The organism is Deinococcus arcticus (assembly GCF_003028415.1).
Classification (GTDB): Bacteria; Deinococcota; Deinococci; order Deinococcales; family Deinococcaceae; genus Deinococcus; species Deinococcus arcticus.
Window position 1 is genome coordinate 19,361 of the sequence record NZ_PYSV01000020.1, and the last position, 17,804, is coordinate 37,164.

General features: G+C 63.7%; 22 protein-coding genes. 8 read left to right on the plus strand and 14 right to left on the minus strand.

Going from position 1 to position 17,804, the window contains the following annotated elements:
• Positions 1–8 precede the first annotated feature (8 nt).
• The 5 genes from C8263_RS16105 to C8263_RS16125 form a co-directional block, all read right to left on the minus strand.
• Positions 9–485, minus strand: a complete 477-nt coding sequence (locus tag C8263_RS16105; protein ID WP_107139163.1) for a DUF6691 family protein — start codon at positions 483–485, stop codon at positions 9–11.
• On the minus strand, positions 482–1,057 hold the full coding sequence (locus C8263_RS16110) for a YeeE/YedE family protein (RefSeq protein ID WP_107139164.1): 576 nt from the start codon (positions 1,055–1,057) through the stop codon (positions 482–484). Before C8263_RS16110 ends, C8263_RS16105 begins: the two co-directional genes overlap by 4 nt.
• Before the next feature lie 73 nt (positions 1,058–1,130).
• A complete protein-coding gene (locus C8263_RS16115; RefSeq protein ID WP_107139165.1) occupies positions 1,131–1,934 on the minus strand; it encodes a sulfite exporter TauE/SafE family protein in 804 nt (267 codons plus the stop codon).
• On the minus strand, positions 1,931–2,248 hold the full coding sequence (locus C8263_RS16120) for a rhodanese-like domain-containing protein (RefSeq protein WP_107139166.1): 318 nt from the start codon (positions 2,246–2,248) through the stop codon (positions 1,931–1,933). Before C8263_RS16120 ends, C8263_RS16115 begins: the two co-directional genes overlap by 4 nt.
• 62 nt (positions 2,249–2,310) lie before the next feature.
• On the minus strand, positions 2,311–3,693 hold the full coding sequence (locus tag C8263_RS16125; protein WP_107139167.1) for an MBL fold metallo-hydrolase: 1,383 nt from the start codon (positions 3,691–3,693) through the stop codon (positions 2,311–2,313).
• Between the two features lie 60 nt (positions 3,694–3,753).
• Here C8263_RS16125 and C8263_RS16130 point away from each other — a divergent pair, with 60 nt between their 5' ends.
• From C8263_RS16130 to C8263_RS16140, 3 genes are all read left to right on the plus strand, one after another.
• Entirely contained in the window at positions 3,754–4,020 is a 267-nt protein-coding gene (locus tag C8263_RS16130) for a metal-sensitive transcriptional regulator (RefSeq protein ID WP_107139168.1), read from the plus strand.
• 70 nt (positions 4,021–4,090) lie between these two features.
• On the plus strand, positions 4,091–4,834 hold the full coding sequence (locus C8263_RS16135; RefSeq protein ID WP_107139169.1) for a tyrosine-type recombinase/integrase: 744 nt from the start codon (positions 4,091–4,093) through the stop codon (positions 4,832–4,834).
• A gap of 72 nt (positions 4,835–4,906) precedes the next feature.
• Positions 4,907–5,176 (plus strand): type II toxin-antitoxin system PemK/MazF family toxin, encoded by a 270-nt coding sequence (locus C8263_RS16140; RefSeq protein ID WP_146160732.1) that lies wholly within the window; start codon positions 4,907–4,909, stop codon positions 5,174–5,176.
• A 115-nt stretch (positions 5,177–5,291) separates the two neighbouring features.
• On the opposite strand, the gene C8263_RS16145 is transcribed toward C8263_RS16140, so the two are convergent.
• The 5 genes from C8263_RS16145 to C8263_RS16160 form a co-directional block, all read right to left on the minus strand.
• On the minus strand, positions 5,292–5,825 hold the full coding sequence (locus C8263_RS16145; RefSeq protein ID WP_158263833.1) for a CopD family protein: 534 nt from the start codon (positions 5,823–5,825) through the stop codon (positions 5,292–5,294).
• Entirely contained in the window at positions 5,819–6,031 is a 213-nt protein-coding gene (locus C8263_RS19370; RefSeq protein ID WP_158263834.1) for a hypothetical protein, read from the minus strand. The genes C8263_RS16145 and C8263_RS19370 overlap by 7 nt, the downstream gene beginning before the upstream one ends.
• Before the next feature lie 9 nt (positions 6,032–6,040).
• Positions 6,041–6,406 (minus strand): copper resistance protein CopC, encoded by a 366-nt coding sequence (locus C8263_RS16150; RefSeq protein WP_233218862.1) that lies wholly within the window; start codon positions 6,404–6,406, stop codon positions 6,041–6,043.
• 257 nt (positions 6,407–6,663) lie between these two features.
• The gene (locus tag C8263_RS16155) at positions 6,664–7,749 is read right to left on the minus strand and encodes a YibE/F family protein (protein WP_233218863.1); all 1,086 of its coding nucleotides are present in this window, start codon (positions 7,747–7,749) and stop codon (positions 6,664–6,666) included.
• Between the two features lie 48 nt (positions 7,750–7,797).
• Entirely contained in the window at positions 7,798–9,342 is a 1,545-nt protein-coding gene (locus tag C8263_RS16160) for an N-acetylmuramoyl-L-alanine amidase family protein (RefSeq protein WP_332888956.1), read from the minus strand.
• 545 nt (positions 9,343–9,887) lie between these two features.
• Here C8263_RS16160 and C8263_RS16165 point away from each other — a divergent pair.
• The 3 genes from C8263_RS16165 (at position 9,888) to C8263_RS16175 (ending at position 12,322) form a co-directional block, all read left to right on the plus strand.
• Complete coding sequence (locus C8263_RS16165) at positions 9,888–10,388, plus strand: thioredoxin-like domain-containing protein (protein WP_107139174.1); 501 nt, start codon at positions 9,888–9,890, stop codon at positions 10,386–10,388.
• Between the two features lie 170 nt (positions 10,389–10,558).
• Positions 10,559–11,125 (plus strand): TlpA family protein disulfide reductase, encoded by a 567-nt coding sequence (locus tag C8263_RS16170; RefSeq protein ID WP_107139175.1) that lies wholly within the window; start codon positions 10,559–10,561, stop codon positions 11,123–11,125.
• Between the two features lie 519 nt (positions 11,126–11,644).
• On the plus strand, positions 11,645–12,322 hold the full coding sequence (locus C8263_RS16175) for a cytochrome c biogenesis CcdA family protein (RefSeq protein ID WP_107139176.1): 678 nt from the start codon (positions 11,645–11,647) through the stop codon (positions 12,320–12,322).
• Between the two features lie 160 nt (positions 12,323–12,482).
• On the opposite strand, the gene C8263_RS16180 is transcribed toward C8263_RS16175, so the two are convergent.
• Positions 12,483–13,139 (minus strand): LysE/ArgO family amino acid transporter, encoded by a 657-nt coding sequence (locus tag C8263_RS16180; RefSeq protein WP_146160733.1) that lies wholly within the window; start codon positions 13,137–13,139, stop codon positions 12,483–12,485.
• Between the two features lie 373 nt (positions 13,140–13,512).
• Between C8263_RS16180 and C8263_RS16185 the strand changes: the two genes are divergently transcribed.
• Positions 13,513–14,193, plus strand: coding sequence for a response regulator transcription factor (locus C8263_RS16185; RefSeq protein WP_107139200.1), 681 nt, complete (start codon positions 13,513–13,515; stop codon positions 14,191–14,193).
• Entirely contained in the window at positions 14,177–15,343 is a 1,167-nt protein-coding gene (locus tag C8263_RS16190; protein ID WP_233218864.1) for a sensor histidine kinase, read from the plus strand. The genes C8263_RS16185 and C8263_RS16190 overlap by 17 nt, the downstream gene beginning before the upstream one ends.
• Before the next feature lie 21 nt (positions 15,344–15,364).
• Here the strand turns inward: C8263_RS16190 and C8263_RS16195 are convergent, their stop codons facing one another.
• From C8263_RS16195 to C8263_RS16205, 3 genes are all read right to left on the minus strand, one after another.
• Complete coding sequence (locus C8263_RS16195) at positions 15,365–15,589, minus strand: heavy-metal-associated domain-containing protein (RefSeq protein ID WP_107139178.1); 225 nt, start codon at positions 15,587–15,589, stop codon at positions 15,365–15,367.
• Positions 15,590–15,603: 14 nt separating this feature from the next.
• Positions 15,604–16,602 (minus strand): sulfite exporter TauE/SafE family protein, encoded by a 999-nt coding sequence (locus C8263_RS16200; RefSeq protein WP_146160734.1) that lies wholly within the window; start codon positions 16,600–16,602, stop codon positions 15,604–15,606.
• A gap of 226 nt (positions 16,603–16,828) precedes the next feature.
• Positions 16,829–17,536, minus strand: a complete 708-nt coding sequence (locus C8263_RS16205; RefSeq protein ID WP_107139180.1) for a DUF4396 domain-containing protein — start codon at positions 17,534–17,536, stop codon at positions 16,829–16,831.
• Between the last annotated feature and the right edge of the window lie 268 nt (positions 17,537–17,804).

The window sequence follows — 17,804 nt, forward strand, 5'->3', positions numbered from 1 at the left end:
TTCCCTCCTCAGTGCGGGAGCTTGTCTTTCAGGACGCCATACAGATAGGTCCCCAACAACGCGAAGGCCAGCACGACCAGGATGGGCCACACTCCGGCCCCCAACAGGACGAAGATCGGTCCCGGGCACACCCCGGCCAGGCCCCAACCCATCCCAAAGGTGAGGCCCCCGAACACGTACCGCCGCCATCCCTTCTCCTTGTCCGTGACCCGGATGGTCTGGCCATCCCGGCTTTTCAGGCCACTGCGGCGCAGCAGCATGGTGGTGACCATCCCAGTGAAGACCGCCGAACCCATCAGCCCGAACATGTGGAAAGACTCGAAGCGGAACATCTCTTGAATGCGGTACCAGCTGGCCGCTTCCGATTTCACGAGGACGACACCGAAATACAACCCCGCGAGGAGGTAGAGCAGCAGGCCGGTCGCGGCGCGGGTCGTGGAAGAAGGCTCGGTGTGGACGCCTGGAATGGAGGATGTACCTGTCATCGGATGACCGCCATGAAGAGGGGAAGGAGAAGGTTCGCGCTGAGGATGCCACCCACAAAGAACGAGACGGTGGCGATCAAGGAAGGGCCTTGCAGGGTGGAGAGACCAGTGATCGCGTGGCCGGAGGTGCAGCCACCGCCATACCGGGTGCCGAAGCCTACGAGTAGGCCTGAGAAGGCCAGCAGCAGCCACACGCCGGGGTTGGACAGGTCGGTCAGCTCGGCGGGCACCAGGCCGGGACGCACCTGCATACCCAGTTCCTGTACCGACTGGACGCCCGCTGCACTCAGTCGTGCGGGGTCCGGGTTGGCGAAAATCAGACCCGTCAGCAACCCGCCCAACACCAACCCACCAGCGAACATCAGGTTCCAGCGTTCCTTGCGCCAGTCATAGCGGAAAAAGCTGGGCTTGGCGGAATCGGGCAGCAGGATGGCGCACGCGTGCCGCAGATTGGCGGAGATGCCGAAGCCCTTGTTGCCCAGCCAGAGCAGCAGTGGGACGGTCAGGCCGATCAGGGGGCCCCCCACATACCAGGGCCAGGGAGAACGGAGAAGGTCGAGCAGTTCAGTCATAGGAGAAAGACCTCGGAGAAGGAAGAGCCGCGCCGGAAGGTCGCGGCTTGAGCAGGAGGTTTGCCGGGAACCTTCAGTGCTGCACTTGCACTTCGGCGGCGGGCGGTGGGTTCAGCACCTTGGGCACGTTGGTGGCCAGAACGTAGACGCCCATCACGACCAGGAATCCAGCGAAGCCCTTTTTAAGGCTGTCGTTGGAGAGGTTCTTGCCCAGGCGCGCCCCGAGAAAGCTCCCCAGAATGCCGATGACGGTGAACATCAGGATGAGGGTCCAGTTCATCGACACGTTCTGCTCAGCCAGCACGTTCACGTACTTGGCAAAACCCACGAAACTCTTGGCGGCAATGATGAGGAGGCTGGTGCCCACCGCGAGGCCCATGGGCAGGCCGCCCAGCAGCACCAGTGCGGGGATGATCAGGAACCCGCCGCCCACGCCCACCAATCCGGTCAACACGCCGACGCCCAGACCCTCCGCGCCGATCTTGAGGAGCGAGCGGTGGTGGGTCAACTGGCCCTCCGGCTGGGCGTTCGCGGGCCGGAACATCATGATGGCGGCCAGCAGCATCACCACGGCGAAGAGCAGCAGTTGCACCACGCCACTGAGGGAGACGCTCAGCGCCGCGCCCAGAAAGGTGCCCACCACGCCGGGAAGACCAAACCACAGCACCGAGCGCCAGTCGATCTGCCGCTTCAGGGCGTAGGGAATCGCCCCGATCAGGCTGATCCCGCCCACGATGGCGAGCGATTCGGCAATGGCCAGTTTCTCCGGCTCGCCTACAAGGTAGACCAGGACCGGCACGGTCAGGATGGATCCGCCTGAGCCCAACAAGCCGAGGCTCAGCCCAATGAGGGCCGCGCCGATCCAGGCAAAGATCATGGCTGCTCGGCCGGGTTGAGGTCGCGGCCCTCACGCCTCCAGGCCGCCGTGCCGCCCGAGAGGTTCATCAGCCCGGTCTTGCCCAGCGAGGCGAGGTAGGCCGCCGCCTGTGAGGAACGATTCCCGCTGGCGCAGATCAGGATGGTGGTCGGCTCTATCTCGTCCCCACGGCCAATCAGTTCGCTGAGCGGGAGGTTGGTGGCGCCGGGAATGTGTCCGGCCATGTACTCCTCATGCTCGCGCACGTCGACCAGGCGGGCGCCTTCGCGCTTCTTCCTTTGAAGTTTGGTGATAAAGATGTCTTGGTAGGTCATGGAAAGCTCCTTTCAGCCAAAACGGAGGCGGCCCAAGGGGCGCCTCCTCCGCCGGGTGAGGGTCAGGTGTTCTGGCTCTTCGCCCAGGCGTCGTAGCCCCCGGCGAGTTCCAGCACGGCGAAGCCTTCGGTCCGCAGCAGGCTGGCGGCAGCGGCGCTTCTGGCCCCCCCCTGGCAATGCACGACGATCTCGCGGTCACGCGGCAGGGTGTCCAACGTCCAGGGCAGGCGTCCGGCGTGCAGTTGCCGTGCGCCGGGGATATGGCCTTCCTCGTACTCGGCCTTCGCTCGAACGTCCAAAATCAGGGCGTCCGGGTGTTGTGACAGCTCGGTCGCTGGGATGGGTTGTGCAGGTGCTGTGTCCAGTTCCTCTGGGCTGGGGAGGAAGCCGACCACATGGTCCAGACCAACCATCCACAGCTTTCGGCGCAGAGCTTCAGCGCGTTCCCCAGGTGCCAGCAGGATGAATTCGCGGTCCGGCTTCAGCAGCCAGCCCGCCCACGTCTCGAGCGTGCCGCCGTCGGGGATGTTGACGCTGCCTACGGGCGCGGCCGCCTGGTGCTGTTCTTTCTTGCGGGTGTCGATCAATCGGGCACCGGCGGCCAGCTTCGCCTTGACCTCATCCGCGCTCAGCTCTGCGAGCGGCTTCACCTGATCCAGCAGGGCGGGGCCGTCCCGGTTTTCCGTCTTCATACGCCCGTAGTACAGCGGCGCATCGGGCTGGCCCGAGAGCAATTCATGGGTGAACGCGTCCTCGTCCCCCTGCTCCACCAGCTTGCCCCACCAGCTCAGTGCCCGCTCGTAGCCCACCGTGGTTGTCGGGACCGCGCCCAACGCCTTGCCACACGCGCTGCCTGAGCCGTGACCAGGCCAGACCTGCACGTAGTCGGGCAGCGTTAGGAATGTATCGCGTAGTGAGGCGAACATCTGCTTGGCGCCGATAAAGCGGGTGTCCTGCCCGCCCGCCGCCTCGTCGAGCAGGTCCGGGCGTCCCAGGTCGCCGACAAAGACGAAGTCGCCGGTCAGGATCATGCTGGGCGTATCGCCACGAGAGGTATCAGTCACCAGAAAGCTCAAGTGTTCTGGCGTATGGCCAGGCGTGTGGACGGCCTGGATGCGGACGTTACCCACCATGAAGGTGTCACCGTCATGGAGTTTGACCTGGTTGCCGTCGTCGTAGGTGTACTGCCAGCTCTCGCCGCCCTCGTCGGAGAGCAGCAGCTTTGCGCCTGTGGCCTTGGCGAGTTCGCGGCTGCCGGACAGGTAATCGGCGTGGATGTGCGTCTCGGTCACGTGGGTGACGCGTAGCTTTTGGCTCTTCGCCTCGTCGACGTATTGGGCAATGTCGCGGACTGGGTCCACCACCAAGCATTCGCCGGTCTTCTGGCAGCCGACCATGTAGGACGCCTGGGCCAGGTCCGTATCGTAGAAGCGTTTGAAGTACATGCCCGGAGCGTATACCCCCCCCCCTATTTTGTCAAATAGGGGGGGGGGTATACTTGAGGCATGACTGCAACCGTGCCTGTGAGTGACCGTGAAGCCGAAAAGACCAAGATTCTCAACCGTCTGCGCCGCCTGGAGGGGCAGATTCGAGGACTCCAGAAGATGGTGGAGGAGGAAAAGGGTTGCGTGGAGGTGATGACCCTGTACGCCAGCGTAAAGAGTGCCTTCGAGTCGACTGGGGATGTCATCCTCGAAACCTACGTGGAGCAGTGCCAAGCGCGTGGGGAAAAACCCGCTGACCTGGTGCGGCTGCTCAAGCTCGCCCGGTGAGGGCCACTCTCAGCGTTCCAGAACTTCGTGCTTTGACCATACCCCGAAAAGTTCAGGGGTACGCTGGAGCATGTCACAGCCAGAACGACTGGGAGAAGGGGCCGAACTTCGCGGTCAAATCGTTGAAGCGAACTCCTTGCGCGAGGTCGTGCGGGAGACCGTCAAGCTCTGGCGTAGGCACCACCTGACCTACGACCAGACCAAGCACGTCGTTGAGGACGTGCGGCGAGCCCTTGGGCTCACCGCCCCCAAAGAACGACGGCGCACGGTGGACCGACTCGACCATGAGGAAATCGAGCGGCTGATCGAGGCGGCCTACCGCCGGGCCAGCGGGTACGGGTTGATGGTCAAGACGCTGTTTTACACGGGCGCCCGGGTGTCCGAGTTCGTGAACCTGCGCGTGACGGACCTGCACCTGGCCCTCGACCCGCCCCAGGTCCACATCGTTCACGCCAAGGGTGGGAGCGACGGGTACGTGCCGATCCTGCCCGTCCTGGCTCAGGAGTTGCGGACCCATCTCGCGGGACGACGCACGGGCTACCTGTTCGAAAGCAACCGGCACGATCAGTACTCGGCACGGGCCATCCAGCTCATCGTGAAGGACACCGCGCGCCGGGCGGGCATCGAGAAGACGGTGACGCCGCACCGCCTGCGCGCGAGCGTGGCGACGATCCTGCTGGATGCGGGGATGCCGTTGGATCAGGTGCAGAAGTTCCTGCGCCACAAGCGCATTGCCACCACTCAGATTTACGCCCAGACCAGCGCGCGGGGCATGGGCGAGAGCTATCTCAAGGCCCTAGGGGGACGCCTTTAGCCCCAAAGGGCGGCTGGGCCGCCCTATTGTCCTTAGTGTAGTAGAGTTTTCGGATCTTGTCGTAGCCCCATCGTGGCGGTCCCGGATTTTCTGGCACCGCCACGTTTTCCCGGCCTGATGGTCGTCCCGTTCACGTCCCAGGTGGAGAAATTCAGGGACCTGAGTGAGGCGCTCTATCCAATGTATGCGAGTGGCTCTGGGGGCCTCACACGCGACAGTATCGCCCTGATTGATCAGCTGCGCTACGTGGATCAGGCCCGGATCACTGGACGATTGGGCCGCTTCACGGAAACAGAATATGAACCGGTACGGCGAGCGCTCAAGGTCATGTTCGCGTTCTGATCCAGGGCTGTGATGGCCTGTAGGGCCAAGGTCTAACCCGTTGACAGCAGGTCCAGAGGGAATCCCCCCTGGACCTGCCGCTTTTTATCTGGGTCAAGGCCGCAATCGCTGGCGCCTATCCGTGGGCAGGCGTCGGCGTAACCGACAGGCTGGCCGTCACCGCCAGAATCAGGCTCAGCAGGGCCAGTTCCAACCCCAGCCAGGCGTCCACACGACCCTGACGCGCCAGGCTCCGCCGAAGCAGACCCGCCACCACCAGCGCCGCGCCAACGAACGCCAGTTTGAGCAGAAGGACCCGCCCGTACCGGCTGCCTATGGTCGGCATCCCGCCGGCGTGTTCCCAGGAGGCGACCACCCCCGTCACACCCAGTACCAGGACACAGACGGTCGCCACCGGCCCAAAGCGGGCCAGTGCGGGCAGGCGCTCGTCTGGGCCGCTCACCAGGGTCAGCACGCCGCCCAGCCACACCGCCATCGCGCCGGCGTGGGCGGCGTGCAGGAGCCGGACACTAGGAGCATGGGTGGCCCCATGGCCCAGCCCACCCAGGCCCCAGAGCAACGTTCCAGCCGCCATTAGACAGAGCCAGGTCGGCCAGCGGGCCAGGGCACCGGCCAGCAGCAGGGCGGTGCCCAGCAGCAGGGTCAGCACGGCCCGTCCGGCAGGGTCAGGTACCCCAGGGCGTGCAAGGTCAGCAGCACCTGCGCGGCGCTGCCCACCAGCAACAGGCCCGCGCCTAGGGCCAGCGGACGCATACCGGGCTGGCCGTCGGGCCGCCATGACCGCGCGGCCACGCCGCCCACCGGCAGCGCGGCCCCCAGGTAGATCAGCCATTTGGCCAGGAGCAGAAGAGTCACTGGCTGGCCCTACCGGACCGTGAACGTGCGAAAACCGGTCACTGGATGGCTGTCATCCGACAGGATCTTCCAGGCCACCACGTAGAGGCCCTTGGGCAGGGCCGCTTTCAGAGGCAACTTGATGATGGCTGCAGTGGCAGGAAGGGTGACGGCCCTCGTGGCCAGGGCCGGTGCGTTCGTCTCCAGAGCCAGGGCTTTGTCTGCGGCCTTCTGCGGGGACATCCCGCCTGGCACCTTCATTACGCGGAAGGTCGAAAACCGGGTGGTCAGGGGCTCACTGAACTGTAGGGTGATGGCCGCTGGGGCCGTGACGGTACTGCCGGGGGCCGGGGTGACGCGGGTCAGGTCCGCATGGGCCAGGGCCGCGCCCGGCACCAGCAGGGCCAGGAGTGTTCTTTCTGGGTCTCCCCTGGCAACGGACGCGCGGATCAGCACTGCTGGGCGGTGTTGGGCAGGATGCCCAACGTCTGGTGCAGGGTCACGTCCGCCGTCAGCTTGCCATTCCTGCGCGCATCTGAACATGAGCCAGGAAAAAGAGAACCATCAGGGCTGAACCAAGCCAGAGATGACGATCAAGCACACCACTAGGCCCTCCCGTGAAACTTTAGTGGAAGTCCCCATGATCATTCTCTTCAGGTGATCTGGCCGCTGTCCACCAGTCTTGGTTCACGCCGCCTGAGCCACCAAGCCGCCAAAGCGGTACTCAAAGGCACAGCCAGCAACATGGTGATGAGCGCAATCAAAAGGCCAGCCAGTTCCGAGAACATGGCCTCCCCACTGAGCGTCACCCACAAGGGCGTGGTCTGGTTGGCACGGAGCAGCAGCAGCAGTGGAAGGGCACTGGCCGCGTAGCCGAGGACCAGAACGGTCACCATGCTGCCCACATGATCGCCGCCCACCTGCATGCCCAGGGCGTACAGCCGCCGGAACGGCAACGCAGGCTGGCTGTCTGCCACCGTCTCCACCACCGATGCCTGCGTGACCGTGACGTCATTCATGGCCCCTAAAGCGGACAGCACCACACCCACCACGTACAGGCTCACGGCATCCAGGCCGTACGAATTTTGAGCCACTACCGCCGCCTTATCTGCGCCGCCACTCAACTGCGTCAGGTGCGCGACCCAAAGAGTGATGAAATACCCGGCTGTCGTGGCCATTGTCAGGGCGGCCAGGGCGGCGTGACTTTTCCAATTCCAACCATGAACGAGGTACACGCAGACGGCCAACACCAGGGTCAGTGCCGGAATCGTGAGGAGTGGACTGCGGTCACCCGAGAGCAGCGTTGGGAGAATGAACACCCACAACGCACCCAGCGTCATGGCGCTGCCCAGGATGGCCCGCAGTCCTTTGCCACGAGCCACCGTGACGGCGATCACCATGACGGCCGTGAGTAATCCCGCGAGATACGGAAACCGGACCGGATCGTACAGGACGTAATTCTTCCCAGATTTCCAGACAATGACTGGCTGACCACGCTGGTAAGTAGGGCCGTCCGCGTACGAGACAGCATTGACCAGCTCACCACTGGCCAGCGTGATCATGGCCTGGTCCTCGCTGTAGCGCTGCTCATACGTGCCGCGCAGATAGTCCCCAATGGGTTGTGGAGAGGACGGCCCGGCGGCACATCCCGCCAGCAAAAGGGACAGAGCGACCACAATTGTCAGCCCCCAAGGCGCACGCCACATGGGGAAGAAGGAAACAGGGGACACCACAGTCATGGCGGCGTGCCACCCATCTGTACAGAGAAGAACACACACCGGCGGCCATCACCGTCCACTGGTTTCTCCAGTGCCCTGGGCACTGACCCCTGTGACGAGCGCCTCCCGGATACCCAGCGCAATCCCTAGCGCCACCCGATCGAGGTAGTTCGTGTTCTGAAGATTCAGGCCGTCGACCGGATGACTGGTGAAGCCAATCTCAACCAGGGCGGCTGGAATACGGGAGGCCCGCAGGACGGCCAGGGAGGTGCTGTTCTTCAACCCCCGTGAGTAGGCCCCTGTTATCGCGGTCACGTTCTTCTGAATCAGGCCAGCGAAGGCGCTCGACAACGCATGATTGGGATTCCACCATGTTTCTACTCCGTACCCACGCAGGGCCGTGGCTGGAGACAGAGCATTGACATGAATACTCAGGAACAGCTGTGTCCCGGTCGTTCCCATGGCGGCCCGCATGTTCAAGTCAGCGGCTTTGTTCGGCAACAAGGCCTGGTCGGCCTCTCGCGTCAGAATCACATCCACACCGGCCGGCTGCAAGAGATCACGGACCCGCAAGGCCACGTCCAGTGCCACCTGCTTCTCGGTGACGGCCCCGACGCCGCCTGGATCAGCGCCACCGTGACCGGGATCAAGCACCACCCGGGGTTTAACCAGTGCGGTCCCCAACACCAGCATGGCCGTGCCCTGGGTAACCAGGCGCGGCGGCACCCCGGCCACCACCCGCTCACTCCGTGGCAACGGCGTCAGGTCTGCCAGAGCCGGCGAGAGATCAATGGCCAGCCGCGAACGGTCTGACCCGGGCACGGGCGCGACAAGTTGGGCACGCCAGCCACTGCGGTCCGTCAGGGGAAGGCCCGTGAGCAACGTGACGGTCACGCCGTCCGCAGCTGGCTCATAGCGCCAGGCCCGCAGTTCAGGAGTAAGGTCCTGCGCGTCGAGTGGGAGTGCGCCCACACCCATGAATTCCACTCTCAGTCCAAGACTGGTCGGCACCATGCGGTACCGAGTCCCTGGAGGCAGATCAAGCACCACGCGCGTCAGGCCGGGATTCTTCCCGATCCGCGGCGCCAGCAGAAGGGCACCCGGTTGAACTCGGCCCTGAGCTTGGCCGGTTAGTGAACTGGGGTGCCCAAGCGCCTGACCGGGCAGGGGCGGCGGCGGCGCAGGCGGCGTCACGCCGGAGGCTGCAGACAGCACGTCACTGGGGGTCACGCCAGCACGTGTTCTGGGGACTGAAGGAACGGGCCGGGGCGCTGCCGGCCCGGCAGCGCCCACCGGAGGCGTGCCTAGCAGACTTGTCACCAGCCCGCGCAGACCGGGAACAGCGCCTCCGACCACGCCAACACCGAAATCCAGGATGAGGACGCGGGTCCCGGTGGCCAAGGTTGCTTCACTGGCCTGCCAGTTTGCCGCTGTGGTCAATGCAAACGGCGTGACCAGCCAGACCTGGGCGCCGGACACGCGGTAATCCGTCACGCTGGAGCCCAGTGCTGTTCGTGTGGGCTTTAGCAACGGCGCGCCAGCCACATTGATACGCAGGCCGCCGGCGGTAGGCGTCAGCGCGTAGGTCGTGCCCGGCGGCAGGTCAAACACCACGCGTGTGCGGCCGCCCTCGCTGCTTGATCTGGGGTGACCAAACCCTGGGGTCATGGACGTTGAAACAGGCGTGCCCGGCAGAGCCTGAGCAGGCAGAAGACGAACAGAGCTTTGCGCCGAGGCGTGAGGGACGCCGAGGAAACAGGATAAAACCGCAGTCAGAAGCAACCTGGGAGCGGTAACCACCGGACAGCTCAGAACAGGGATCACAGGCATGGGGAACCTCAATACAGGCCGCCTGCTGACTTCAGCAGGCGGGACAGGGGAATCGGTGAACCGCGGAGAGAACATAAACCTCATGGCGCCTCAGAAAATCGGCGCCCCGCATCCCTTCACGAAAGGACCCAAACGGGGAGAGGCGCAGACATAGGCTCATGGGATATGTTAAGTATACCTGTACAGACTTACAGGTAATGCGGTCCTGAGGGAGAGAGGGATCCCAGGCCTGCGAACGGTCCAGCGGCGCACCCAGAGCCAATCCAGCCTGCTCCAAGGGCGACCAGCCGTTGGTCAGGGTCTGTGCGTGCTGTTTTAGAAGGGGAACCATGAAACGAATGTTGCTTTTGACCACGAGTGTCCTGCTCGCGTCGTGCGCCAACAGAGGCGGTGACATTGACGGCGTGCAGTCGTTCCAACACGAGGGCGGCGATCACCAAGAAGGCCGGATCGCGTACGCAGCCCGTCCCCCAGCGGGCGGCGCACACCATCCCACCTGGCAAAACTGCGGCGTCTATGACCAGCCCATCTATGACGAGTATGCGGTGCACAGTCTGGAGCATGGCGCCGTGTGGGTCTCGTACCAGCGGAATCTCCCCGCCGCGCAGTTGGAGACGCTCAAGCAACTGGTGGACGGCCGCACGTCCACGCTGCTTTCCCCACACGACGCCCAGACCGCTCCAGTCATCATCACGGCGTGGAACAAGCAACTCGCCGTGCAGGATGCGGCTGACCAGCGCCTGAAGCGATTTCTCGAGATGTACGAGCAGAGCAAAGAGGCGCCGGAACGAGGCGCCTCCTGCAGTGGGGCCTACAGCGGCACCGTTTGAACCGAGTGAAGGGGCACCACGACACGCCTTGGCCGCAATGATCATGGGCCGCCGGTGAGTGATGCGGTCGAGCCCCTCCTGCGCGCCGTGATTCACAGTGTGCTCCAGCCATGACAGCCCGTTCGGGTTCACACAGGTTCACGCCGCCTTTCTCCTCCTGGAGGTTGTTCATGACCCCTGACTCCACCCTGGTCCCCGCCCCTCTCTGGAAGCGCCTGCTGCCTCCGGTCCTCGCAGCTGCCCTCGCGCTCGGGCTGGCCGCCGCGCTGCTCAGCCCCTCCCGAAATGCCACCACCGGCGGACCCCTGATTGGACAACCGGCCCCCCCGTTCACGCTGATCAGCCTTGACAACACCCCTCTGAGCCTCACATCGTTAAAGGGCCGTCCAGTCGTGCTGAACTTCTGGGCGTCTTGGTGCGTGCCGTGCCGCGAGGAAGCTCCCCTCTTCCGGGAATTGACCGATCGTCAAACAGGTGCCTCGAGGCTTGCGGTCATCGGCATTCTCTTTCAGGAACCTGTGGAGCAAAACGCCCGTGACTTCATCCGGGAATTCGCGCTGGCGTATCCCAACCTCCGGGACCCTCAGGCTAGAACCGCCATTGATTACGGTGTGGCTGGAATTCCAGAAACGGTCTTTATCGACCGGCAGGGCGTTATTCAGTTCATTGACCGTGGCGGTCTGTCCCGTGAACGTCTGAACAACGGTCTGGAGAAAATCGGAGTGCCCAGGCTGTGACTCAAGGCGCACGTGGGGTAAACGCCCGCCAGATCAGGGAGAAGCCCATGCCATTCAGTCCAGACGGCGGGCACCGATGTGGTGCTTGATGACTCCAGAACGCCGCTAGAGGAACGAGAAACTGTGTTTAACCTGTCCGGGCGTGCCGTCTCTGTGCTGCCAACCACGGGCCAGGCGCGCCTGCCAGCTCATGGGTCACCGAAGGGAAACTCATCAACGGCAGTGACTGGGGATCAGCGCCTGGAGTCCGCCACGCCGCTCAACGCGCCTGAAGAGAGTGGGCCGGGGACGTGGCAGGAGCGTAGCTCCGCCGGGAGGGACAGGTGACCACATTCTGCGGCGTAGGCTTCGCTGCGTGCTCTGACCCTATTGCCTGATCGTCCTGAAGTCCTCTGGGTCTCGCCGGACGGGCCCCCACCGCGGCGCGATCCTGAACGCCTGATCCCCCGAGGCTGGGCGGACCGGTGCCCCAGCCCATCCCCTGCGCCCAGAGCAGGGAACCAGGCCAAGGACAACCTTATGATCCCGACTTTTACGCTCGCCTTTCTTGCCGGACTCCTGTCATGCCTTTCGCCCTGTGTGCTGCCCCTGCTCCCCTCCTATGTGGGGATCCTGGGTGGCTCGCGTTCACCGCTGTGGCGCGCGCTGGGATTCATCACTGGCTTTACCCTGGTATTTCTCGCGCTGGGCGCGTCCGCCAGTTACCTGGGCGCCTGGCTCGCGCCGCACAAAATTCTGCTGGGCCGACTGGGCGGCGTGATGATGGTCATCTTCGGGCTCTTTATGCTCGGTCTGATCCGTCCCCAGTTCCTGATGCGTGATTACCGCCGTGGGCTGGGGCCAGGCCGGGCGTCTGGTCCCCTGGCCCTGGGCGTGGCGTTCGGCTTTGGATGGAGCCCGTGCATTGGGCCCGTTCTTGGGAGTGTGCTGGCACTCGCGGCGAGTAGCACCAGCCTACCCACTGGCGTCGCGCTTCTGGGCGCCTACAGTCTCGGCCTGGCGGTGCCTTTTATGCTGATCGCCCTGTTGTGGCAGCGGGTGAATCTGCGCGCCCTGAATCGTCACAGCGTCGCCATGGAACGCCTCGGCGGCGTGGTGCTGGTGATGATGGGCGTTCTGATGGTGACCGGGCAATTTACCCGCCTGGCCAGTTTTGCTCTTCAAGTGATGCCCACATGGTTGCAAGGTCGCCTCTGAGGTCGATGCCAGACCTGATCCATGCAAGCTCTCGGGCAGAGTGCCGGCACGCCTGAACACGGGGTTGGTGGCGGACGAGGGCGTGCGTAAGGGATCTGGCCATCACCCTCGCCCCTGTGCCCCGCAGCGAATGGACGGTGACCCACGAGATGAAGCCTGCTTACGGATGTTTGTCCTGACCCGACCAATGACCGCCCAGCGCACCAACCACCAGGGAAGCCGCAAAGGTCAACATCAGCGTGCCGGTCAGGACGTCTAGTACCTGCCAAGCGCGAGGCGAGCGGAAGAGCGGCGCGAGTCGGCTACCGCCTAGACCGAGGAGCGCGTACCACATGGTGGACGCCGCGATGGCACCCAGGGCGAAGAACGTTCGGTTTTCGGGCGAAAACGGCGCGGCGACAGCCCCGAACAACACCGCGCTATCCAGGTACGGATGGGGGTTGAACAGGGTCAGGCCCAGGGCGGTCACGACCACCTGCCGTACAGGACGGGCGCCTTGAGGGGAGGTCGAGGCATCGAGCACCTTCGGGTGCCGGGCTTGACACAGCGCCTTCCAACCATGCCAGAAAAGGAAGGCGGCCCCACCCCAGGTCGCCAGCAGCGTCAGCGGGGGGAAAACCGGAAGCAGAGCGCCGAGACCAAGGGTTCCAAGGACGATGAAGAGCACGTCGCTCAAGACACCTACCGACCCTGCAATCAGCGGATGGTGCCGCTGCAAGGCTTGCTGCAGCACAAACACATTCAGCGCGCTTACGCCCATCAGGTGCGCGGCGCTGACCCCAAAGCCTTGCATCAAGGGTGAAAGGAGTTCAATCATGCCCCGGCTCTCTACATTGTTGAGAAAGGACAATCATTTGCAGATCATACCCGTCGGTGCTGGTGGTGGGAGCCGGATCCTCTGCGCAATGCGCAGAATGGTGTCCCTCATCGGTTGCCCGGTCGCTTGCCCTACGGAATGCTCTGGACCAGCACGTACCCGCAGAGCAGGTCAAGGCCCAACGCGTCAATGCTTGAGGGGGAGTGAACTGTTGCCGAGCAGCTTCCCCAACATGATGCAGTGGACCCGACCAAGGAAGACCCTTTGACCGCAACCTTCCTGATCACCTTTCTCGCTTTCCGTGCTGATGCTGCCCGCATCATTTGTGGACATCCGTGACCCGCCGCAGTTCTCTGACATACTGCCCACACGCATGAACACGGTGCTGGTGGTCGACGACGAACCAAGCGTGCGCAAAGTGGCTACCGCGTACCTGGAACGAGAAGGCTTCCAGGTGCAGACCGCTGCAGACGGACTTGACGGCCTACGGCAAGCGGAAGCTGGTGGACTGGCCCTGGTGGTGCTGGACGTGATGCTGCCCCTCATGAATGGCCTGGAAGTCTGCAAGCAAATCCGCGCGTCCTCCAACGTGCCCATCATCTTGCTCACGGCCAGGGGCGAAGAGTTTGACCGGGTCCTCGGTCTGGAACTCGGCGCGGACGATTATGTGGTCAAGCCGTTCAGCCCCCGTGAGCTGGTGGCCAGGGTCAAGGCCATCCTTCGACGAACCTCCGGAGAGGCGGCACCACTCCCAGTGGTGTATCAGGACTTGCGGGTTGATCCAGTGACCCGCACCGTTAGCCTGGCCGGGCAAACCCTGGACATGAGTGCGCTGGAATTTGATCTGCTGCATGAACTCGCCAAATCGCCTGGGCGGGTCTTTACGCGCAACGAGCTGATCACTCGCGTGTGGGGCGAGGATTTCCCTGGCGTGGACCGCGTGGTGGACGTGCACATGGTCAGCCTGCGCCGGCACCTGGGGGAATCTGGGCAATCGCCCCGGTTCATCCAGGCGGTTCGGGGGGTGGGGTACCGTTTTGGTCACGCAGAATAAAGCCGGGCCGGGTGCCCGTTGGGGACTCCGCGCCAAACTGCTGGCGTCCTATCTCGCCGTGATCGCTTTGGCCGCCACCACCATGATCGTCATTGCTGAGTGGACCGCGCCGCTGTTTTACAAAGGACACATTGACGAAATGGTGCAGATGTTTGGCATCACCGATATCCCTGAGATGCGCCGTCAACTCTCCCAGGGCTTTACCGGGGCATTCGGCAGCGCCTTGATCGTCGCGGGCACCGTCACGCTCGTGGTCGCGCTGATCGTCAGTGCCTTCGTGAGCCGGCAGATCCTGCGCTCCGTCCAGCGGGTCAGTCATGCCAGCACCCGGATCGCCGCCGGGCATTACACCGAGCGCCTGCCAGAAATGGGCCGGGATGAATTGGGGGAACTGACCCACAGCTTTAACCGCATGGCGGAAGCGCTCGAAGCCACAGAGGTGCGCCGGCGGGAACTGATCGGTACCGTCGCGCATGAGCTGCGCACGCCGCTCACCGGGATGCGGGGTCTCACCGAAGGCCTGCTGGACGGGGTATTCCGCATTGAGGAGGCCGGACCAGACATCATCCGCGAGATCCGGCGCTTGGAGCGGCTCACGCAGGACCTCTCGCTCGTTACCCAGGCTGAGGCCGGCGTGATTCCCGTGGTGCCGATCCCTCTATCGCTCGCCTCCCAGGCCCGGATTGCCTGCGCTCAGTTTGAGCGGCCATTCGCCAACAAAGGCCTCACGCTCAAGCTGGTTGTGAATCATGACGTCCAGGTGATTGCTGACCCTGACCGATTCACCCAGGTGCTGGTGAATCTCCTCGCTAACGCACTGCGTCACACGCAGAGCGGGGGCGCCACAGTATGGGTCGGCCATCACGGAAAGTGGGGACGGGCCGAGGTGCGGGATACCGGTGACGGAATCGCGTCGGAAGACCTGCCACACGTGTTCGAACGCTTTTACCGCTCTGACCAGTCACGTGCCCGTGACGCCGACGAACGTGTGGGCGCCGGTGTGGGCTTGACAGTGTCCCAGCACCTGATCGAAGCCATGGGCGGCGCCATACACCTGGCCAGTGCTGAGGGGAAAGGCACGGCGGTGAGCATCGATCTCCCGATGGCCCGTCAGAACGAACTGGAAGCGGCCCCGACCCGCCCGGCGTAGTGTCCGCGCTTGCACCACCTCTCAAAACTTGGGGGGCCAGGGCAGCGGTTGGTAGCCCAACGCTTGGACTGCCAATGCAATCTCACCGGCGGTGACCTGCGTCCTGTCGTATTCAACCGTCAGGCGCTGACGCCGGTAATCCGCGGTCGCCCGCCGGACACCAGGCAGGTCATCTTCAAGGGCTTCGAGGGTCATCACGCAGGCGGTACAGCTCATGTCAGGAACAGCGAATTCAATGCGGTCCATGGATGCTCCTTGCTCTACTGGAACTGAATCTGGCCTCTGTACATGCCCATCGAGCAGGCGAAGGATAAGGTGCCAGGGTGCTGAGGAGGCAAGTGCACCACAACGCGCCCTGTTTCTGGCAAAACCTCTCGCACGCCCAGTCGGGGAATAGTGAATGCCCGCGCGCATCCGGAAGGACTCTGGGTCACGAGGGTCAGGGTCACTGGCACGCCTGCTTTGGCGTACAGCACCGTCGGAACATACCCCCGGTCTGCCGCCTGAAGTTCAAGGGTATCTGTGGCCGGCAGAAGGTGAGTCGGAGTTGAAGTCACCGCGCCAGCCTGAAGCGAACCCAGAGTGCCAAGGAGCGCGAGCGCGCCCTTCAGGGCGTACGCACCGAGGACCAGCGACACGCCCGCCACCACTTGCAAGAACAGGCGCTCCAACCCCTGCCCAAGCCGCGTGGCGAGGTAGGCCAGGGTGAAAAACAGAGGCGAAGCCCCAAGCGTAAAGGCAAACATGACGGCCGCGCCGCTCCACGCGTCTCCAGTGGTGATGGCCAGTGCCATCATCGTCTGCGTCACGCCACACGGAATCAGTACTGTGAGCGCCCCGAGAAACGCCGGCGTGACTGCGTCTCCTCGCCGCTTCGAGCGCTGACGAATGAAGCGCGTCACTGCTTTGGGAGGCTCCACCGCGAAGACCCGGAAAACAGGGTGGACGTCCAGCAGCCGCAGGGCGTTGCCGATCATGAACACGCCCACCGCAAGTTGCAGGGCGCCCTGCATCGTGGGCGTCAGCGCCAGAAACGAAGCCAGGGCGCCCAGCAAGGCGCCGAGCAGCGTGTAAGCAACCAGTTTGGCCAGCAGGAACAACACGATAGGTTCGGCCGTTACCCCGCGGCGGGTTGACTCCCGCTGGTCCTGCTCTACACGCTGCGCCATGGACGTGGTGAGCAGGCCACCCTGCACGGCCAGACAACTCAGGCCACCAGCAGTGAGTCCTGTGATGAAAGGCACAACGACATCAATCACTTGAACTCCTGAATACGAATGAAGCGGAAGGGCAGCGGCCGAACAGCCAGACACAGGCGGCAGGAACGGCCATCACGATTACTGGGGGTAGAGCAACGCAGGCTGGCTCTCTGTTCCGCATCAGTCACCTTATGGGGCTGGCACGGCGAACAGGGAGGTGTGCCGTCACCTGGGTGCAACTTTCTGTTCGCCATCGCCTGTCATGGTGATGAGTTCAGCGGCGTGCTCATGGGAGAGGGGCGGGCCGGTCGGCTGTGGGCTGAGGCTCACTCCCGGCCGCGACCGGTTGAGGAGTCAGCCAGAGGGCTAGAGGGAGAGCAGTGACCATGCCCAGCAGCATGCCGATCTGCATCTGCGCGGTGAACACGACGTCCGTGATGGGCTGCATCAGGCTGTTGCCATGCAGGTACAGCATCCATCCCACCATGCCAACATCAAAGGCCAGCACCGTGAAGAAAGCCCCCAGGAACAACTTCACGAGCCCATGTGCACGCTCGCCCGAGGCTGCAGCCACCTCAAACATGAAGAGCATCAGTGTTGCGAGCACCAGAATGAACAGTGCCACTGCCCAGAGTGTTTCGCCGGCAATCGTCCAGCCGGCACCGAAGACAACCGGCACGCCGATCAGGTGCGCGACTGTTGAGGCAGCGGCTCCGGGCAAGAGGGCCAACAGGAGCCAGGTCACTCTGTTTCGTTGGGAACTGCCACCCTGAGCGCGCACGCGGCCCCAGCGGGCGTACAACACCAGCGCGAGCGGCCCCAGGAAGAGTGCGCTGACAGGCCACACTGGCTTGAGTGCACGCACTTGCTGGGGGTGGCGCCGGCCATAGATCCCGTAGGCAAGAAGTCCCGCAGAGATCAAGCTGGTAACCAGGTACATCCAGGCTGCAGGAGTCCACCACGCCGGCATCATGCTCATCATGTCCATATCCATGTTGTGTTCCTCACCTTTCGTTTCTGAGTTGGCGTCAGTGCCGTTGACTGACGGGGAGACACGCCTAAGGTGTGCCTACCCGGGAAGACACTCACCTTGATGAGTCGCCACGCGCTTCTTGAAATGAACAGTACTGGCCACGTGTTCAACTTCGATAAAGGCAGCAGACTGCCCGTCGATGCTGTGGTGTACACGGGTCCTGCCCAGTGTGCGCCGCCAGGGTGGGCGCCTGTACACCTTGAGTCCGGCCGGACTCAAGGCAGAATCA

Coding starts and splice junctions, on each gene's coding strand:
- C8263_RS16105 (WP_107139163.1), bottom strand. CDS start 485: ATGACAGGTACATCCTCCATTCCAGGCGTCCACACCGAGCCTTCTTCC.
- C8263_RS16110 (WP_107139164.1), bottom strand. CDS start 1,057: ATGACTGAACTGCTCGACCTTCTCCGTTCTCCCTGGCCCTGGTATGTG.
- C8263_RS16115 (WP_107139165.1), bottom strand. CDS start 1,934: ATGATCTTTGCCTGGATCGGCGCGGCCCTCATTGGGCTGAGCCTCGGC.
- C8263_RS16120 (WP_107139166.1), bottom strand. CDS start 2,248: ATGACCTACCAAGACATCTTTATCACCAAACTTCAAAGGAAGAAGCGC.
- C8263_RS16125 (WP_107139167.1), bottom strand. CDS start 3,693: ATGTACTTCAAACGCTTCTACGATACGGACCTGGCCCAGGCGTCCTAC.
- C8263_RS16130 (WP_107139168.1), top strand. CDS start 3,754: ATGACTGCAACCGTGCCTGTGAGTGACCGTGAAGCCGAAAAGACCAAG.
- C8263_RS16135 (WP_107139169.1), top strand. CDS start 4,091: ATGTCACAGCCAGAACGACTGGGAGAAGGGGCCGAACTTCGCGGTCAA.
- C8263_RS16155 (WP_233218863.1), bottom strand. CDS start 7,749: ATGACTGTGGTGTCCCCTGTTTCCTTCTTCCCCATGTGGCGTGCGCCT.
- C8263_RS16165 (WP_107139174.1), top strand. CDS start 9,888: ATGAAACGAATGTTGCTTTTGACCACGAGTGTCCTGCTCGCGTCGTGC.
- C8263_RS16170 (WP_107139175.1), top strand. CDS start 10,559: ATGACCCCTGACTCCACCCTGGTCCCCGCCCCTCTCTGGAAGCGCCTG.
- C8263_RS16175 (WP_107139176.1), top strand. CDS start 11,645: ATGATCCCGACTTTTACGCTCGCCTTTCTTGCCGGACTCCTGTCATGC.
- C8263_RS16180 (WP_146160733.1), bottom strand. CDS start 13,139: ATGATTGAACTCCTTTCACCCTTGATGCAAGGCTTTGGGGTCAGCGCC.
- C8263_RS16185 (WP_107139200.1), top strand. CDS start 13,513: ATGAACACGGTGCTGGTGGTCGACGACGAACCAAGCGTGCGCAAAGTG.
- C8263_RS16195 (WP_107139178.1), bottom strand. CDS start 15,589: ATGGACCGCATTGAATTCGCTGTTCCTGACATGAGCTGTACCGCCTGC.
- C8263_RS16205 (WP_107139180.1), bottom strand. CDS start 17,536: ATGGATATGGACATGATGAGCATGATGCCGGCGTGGTGGACTCCTGCA.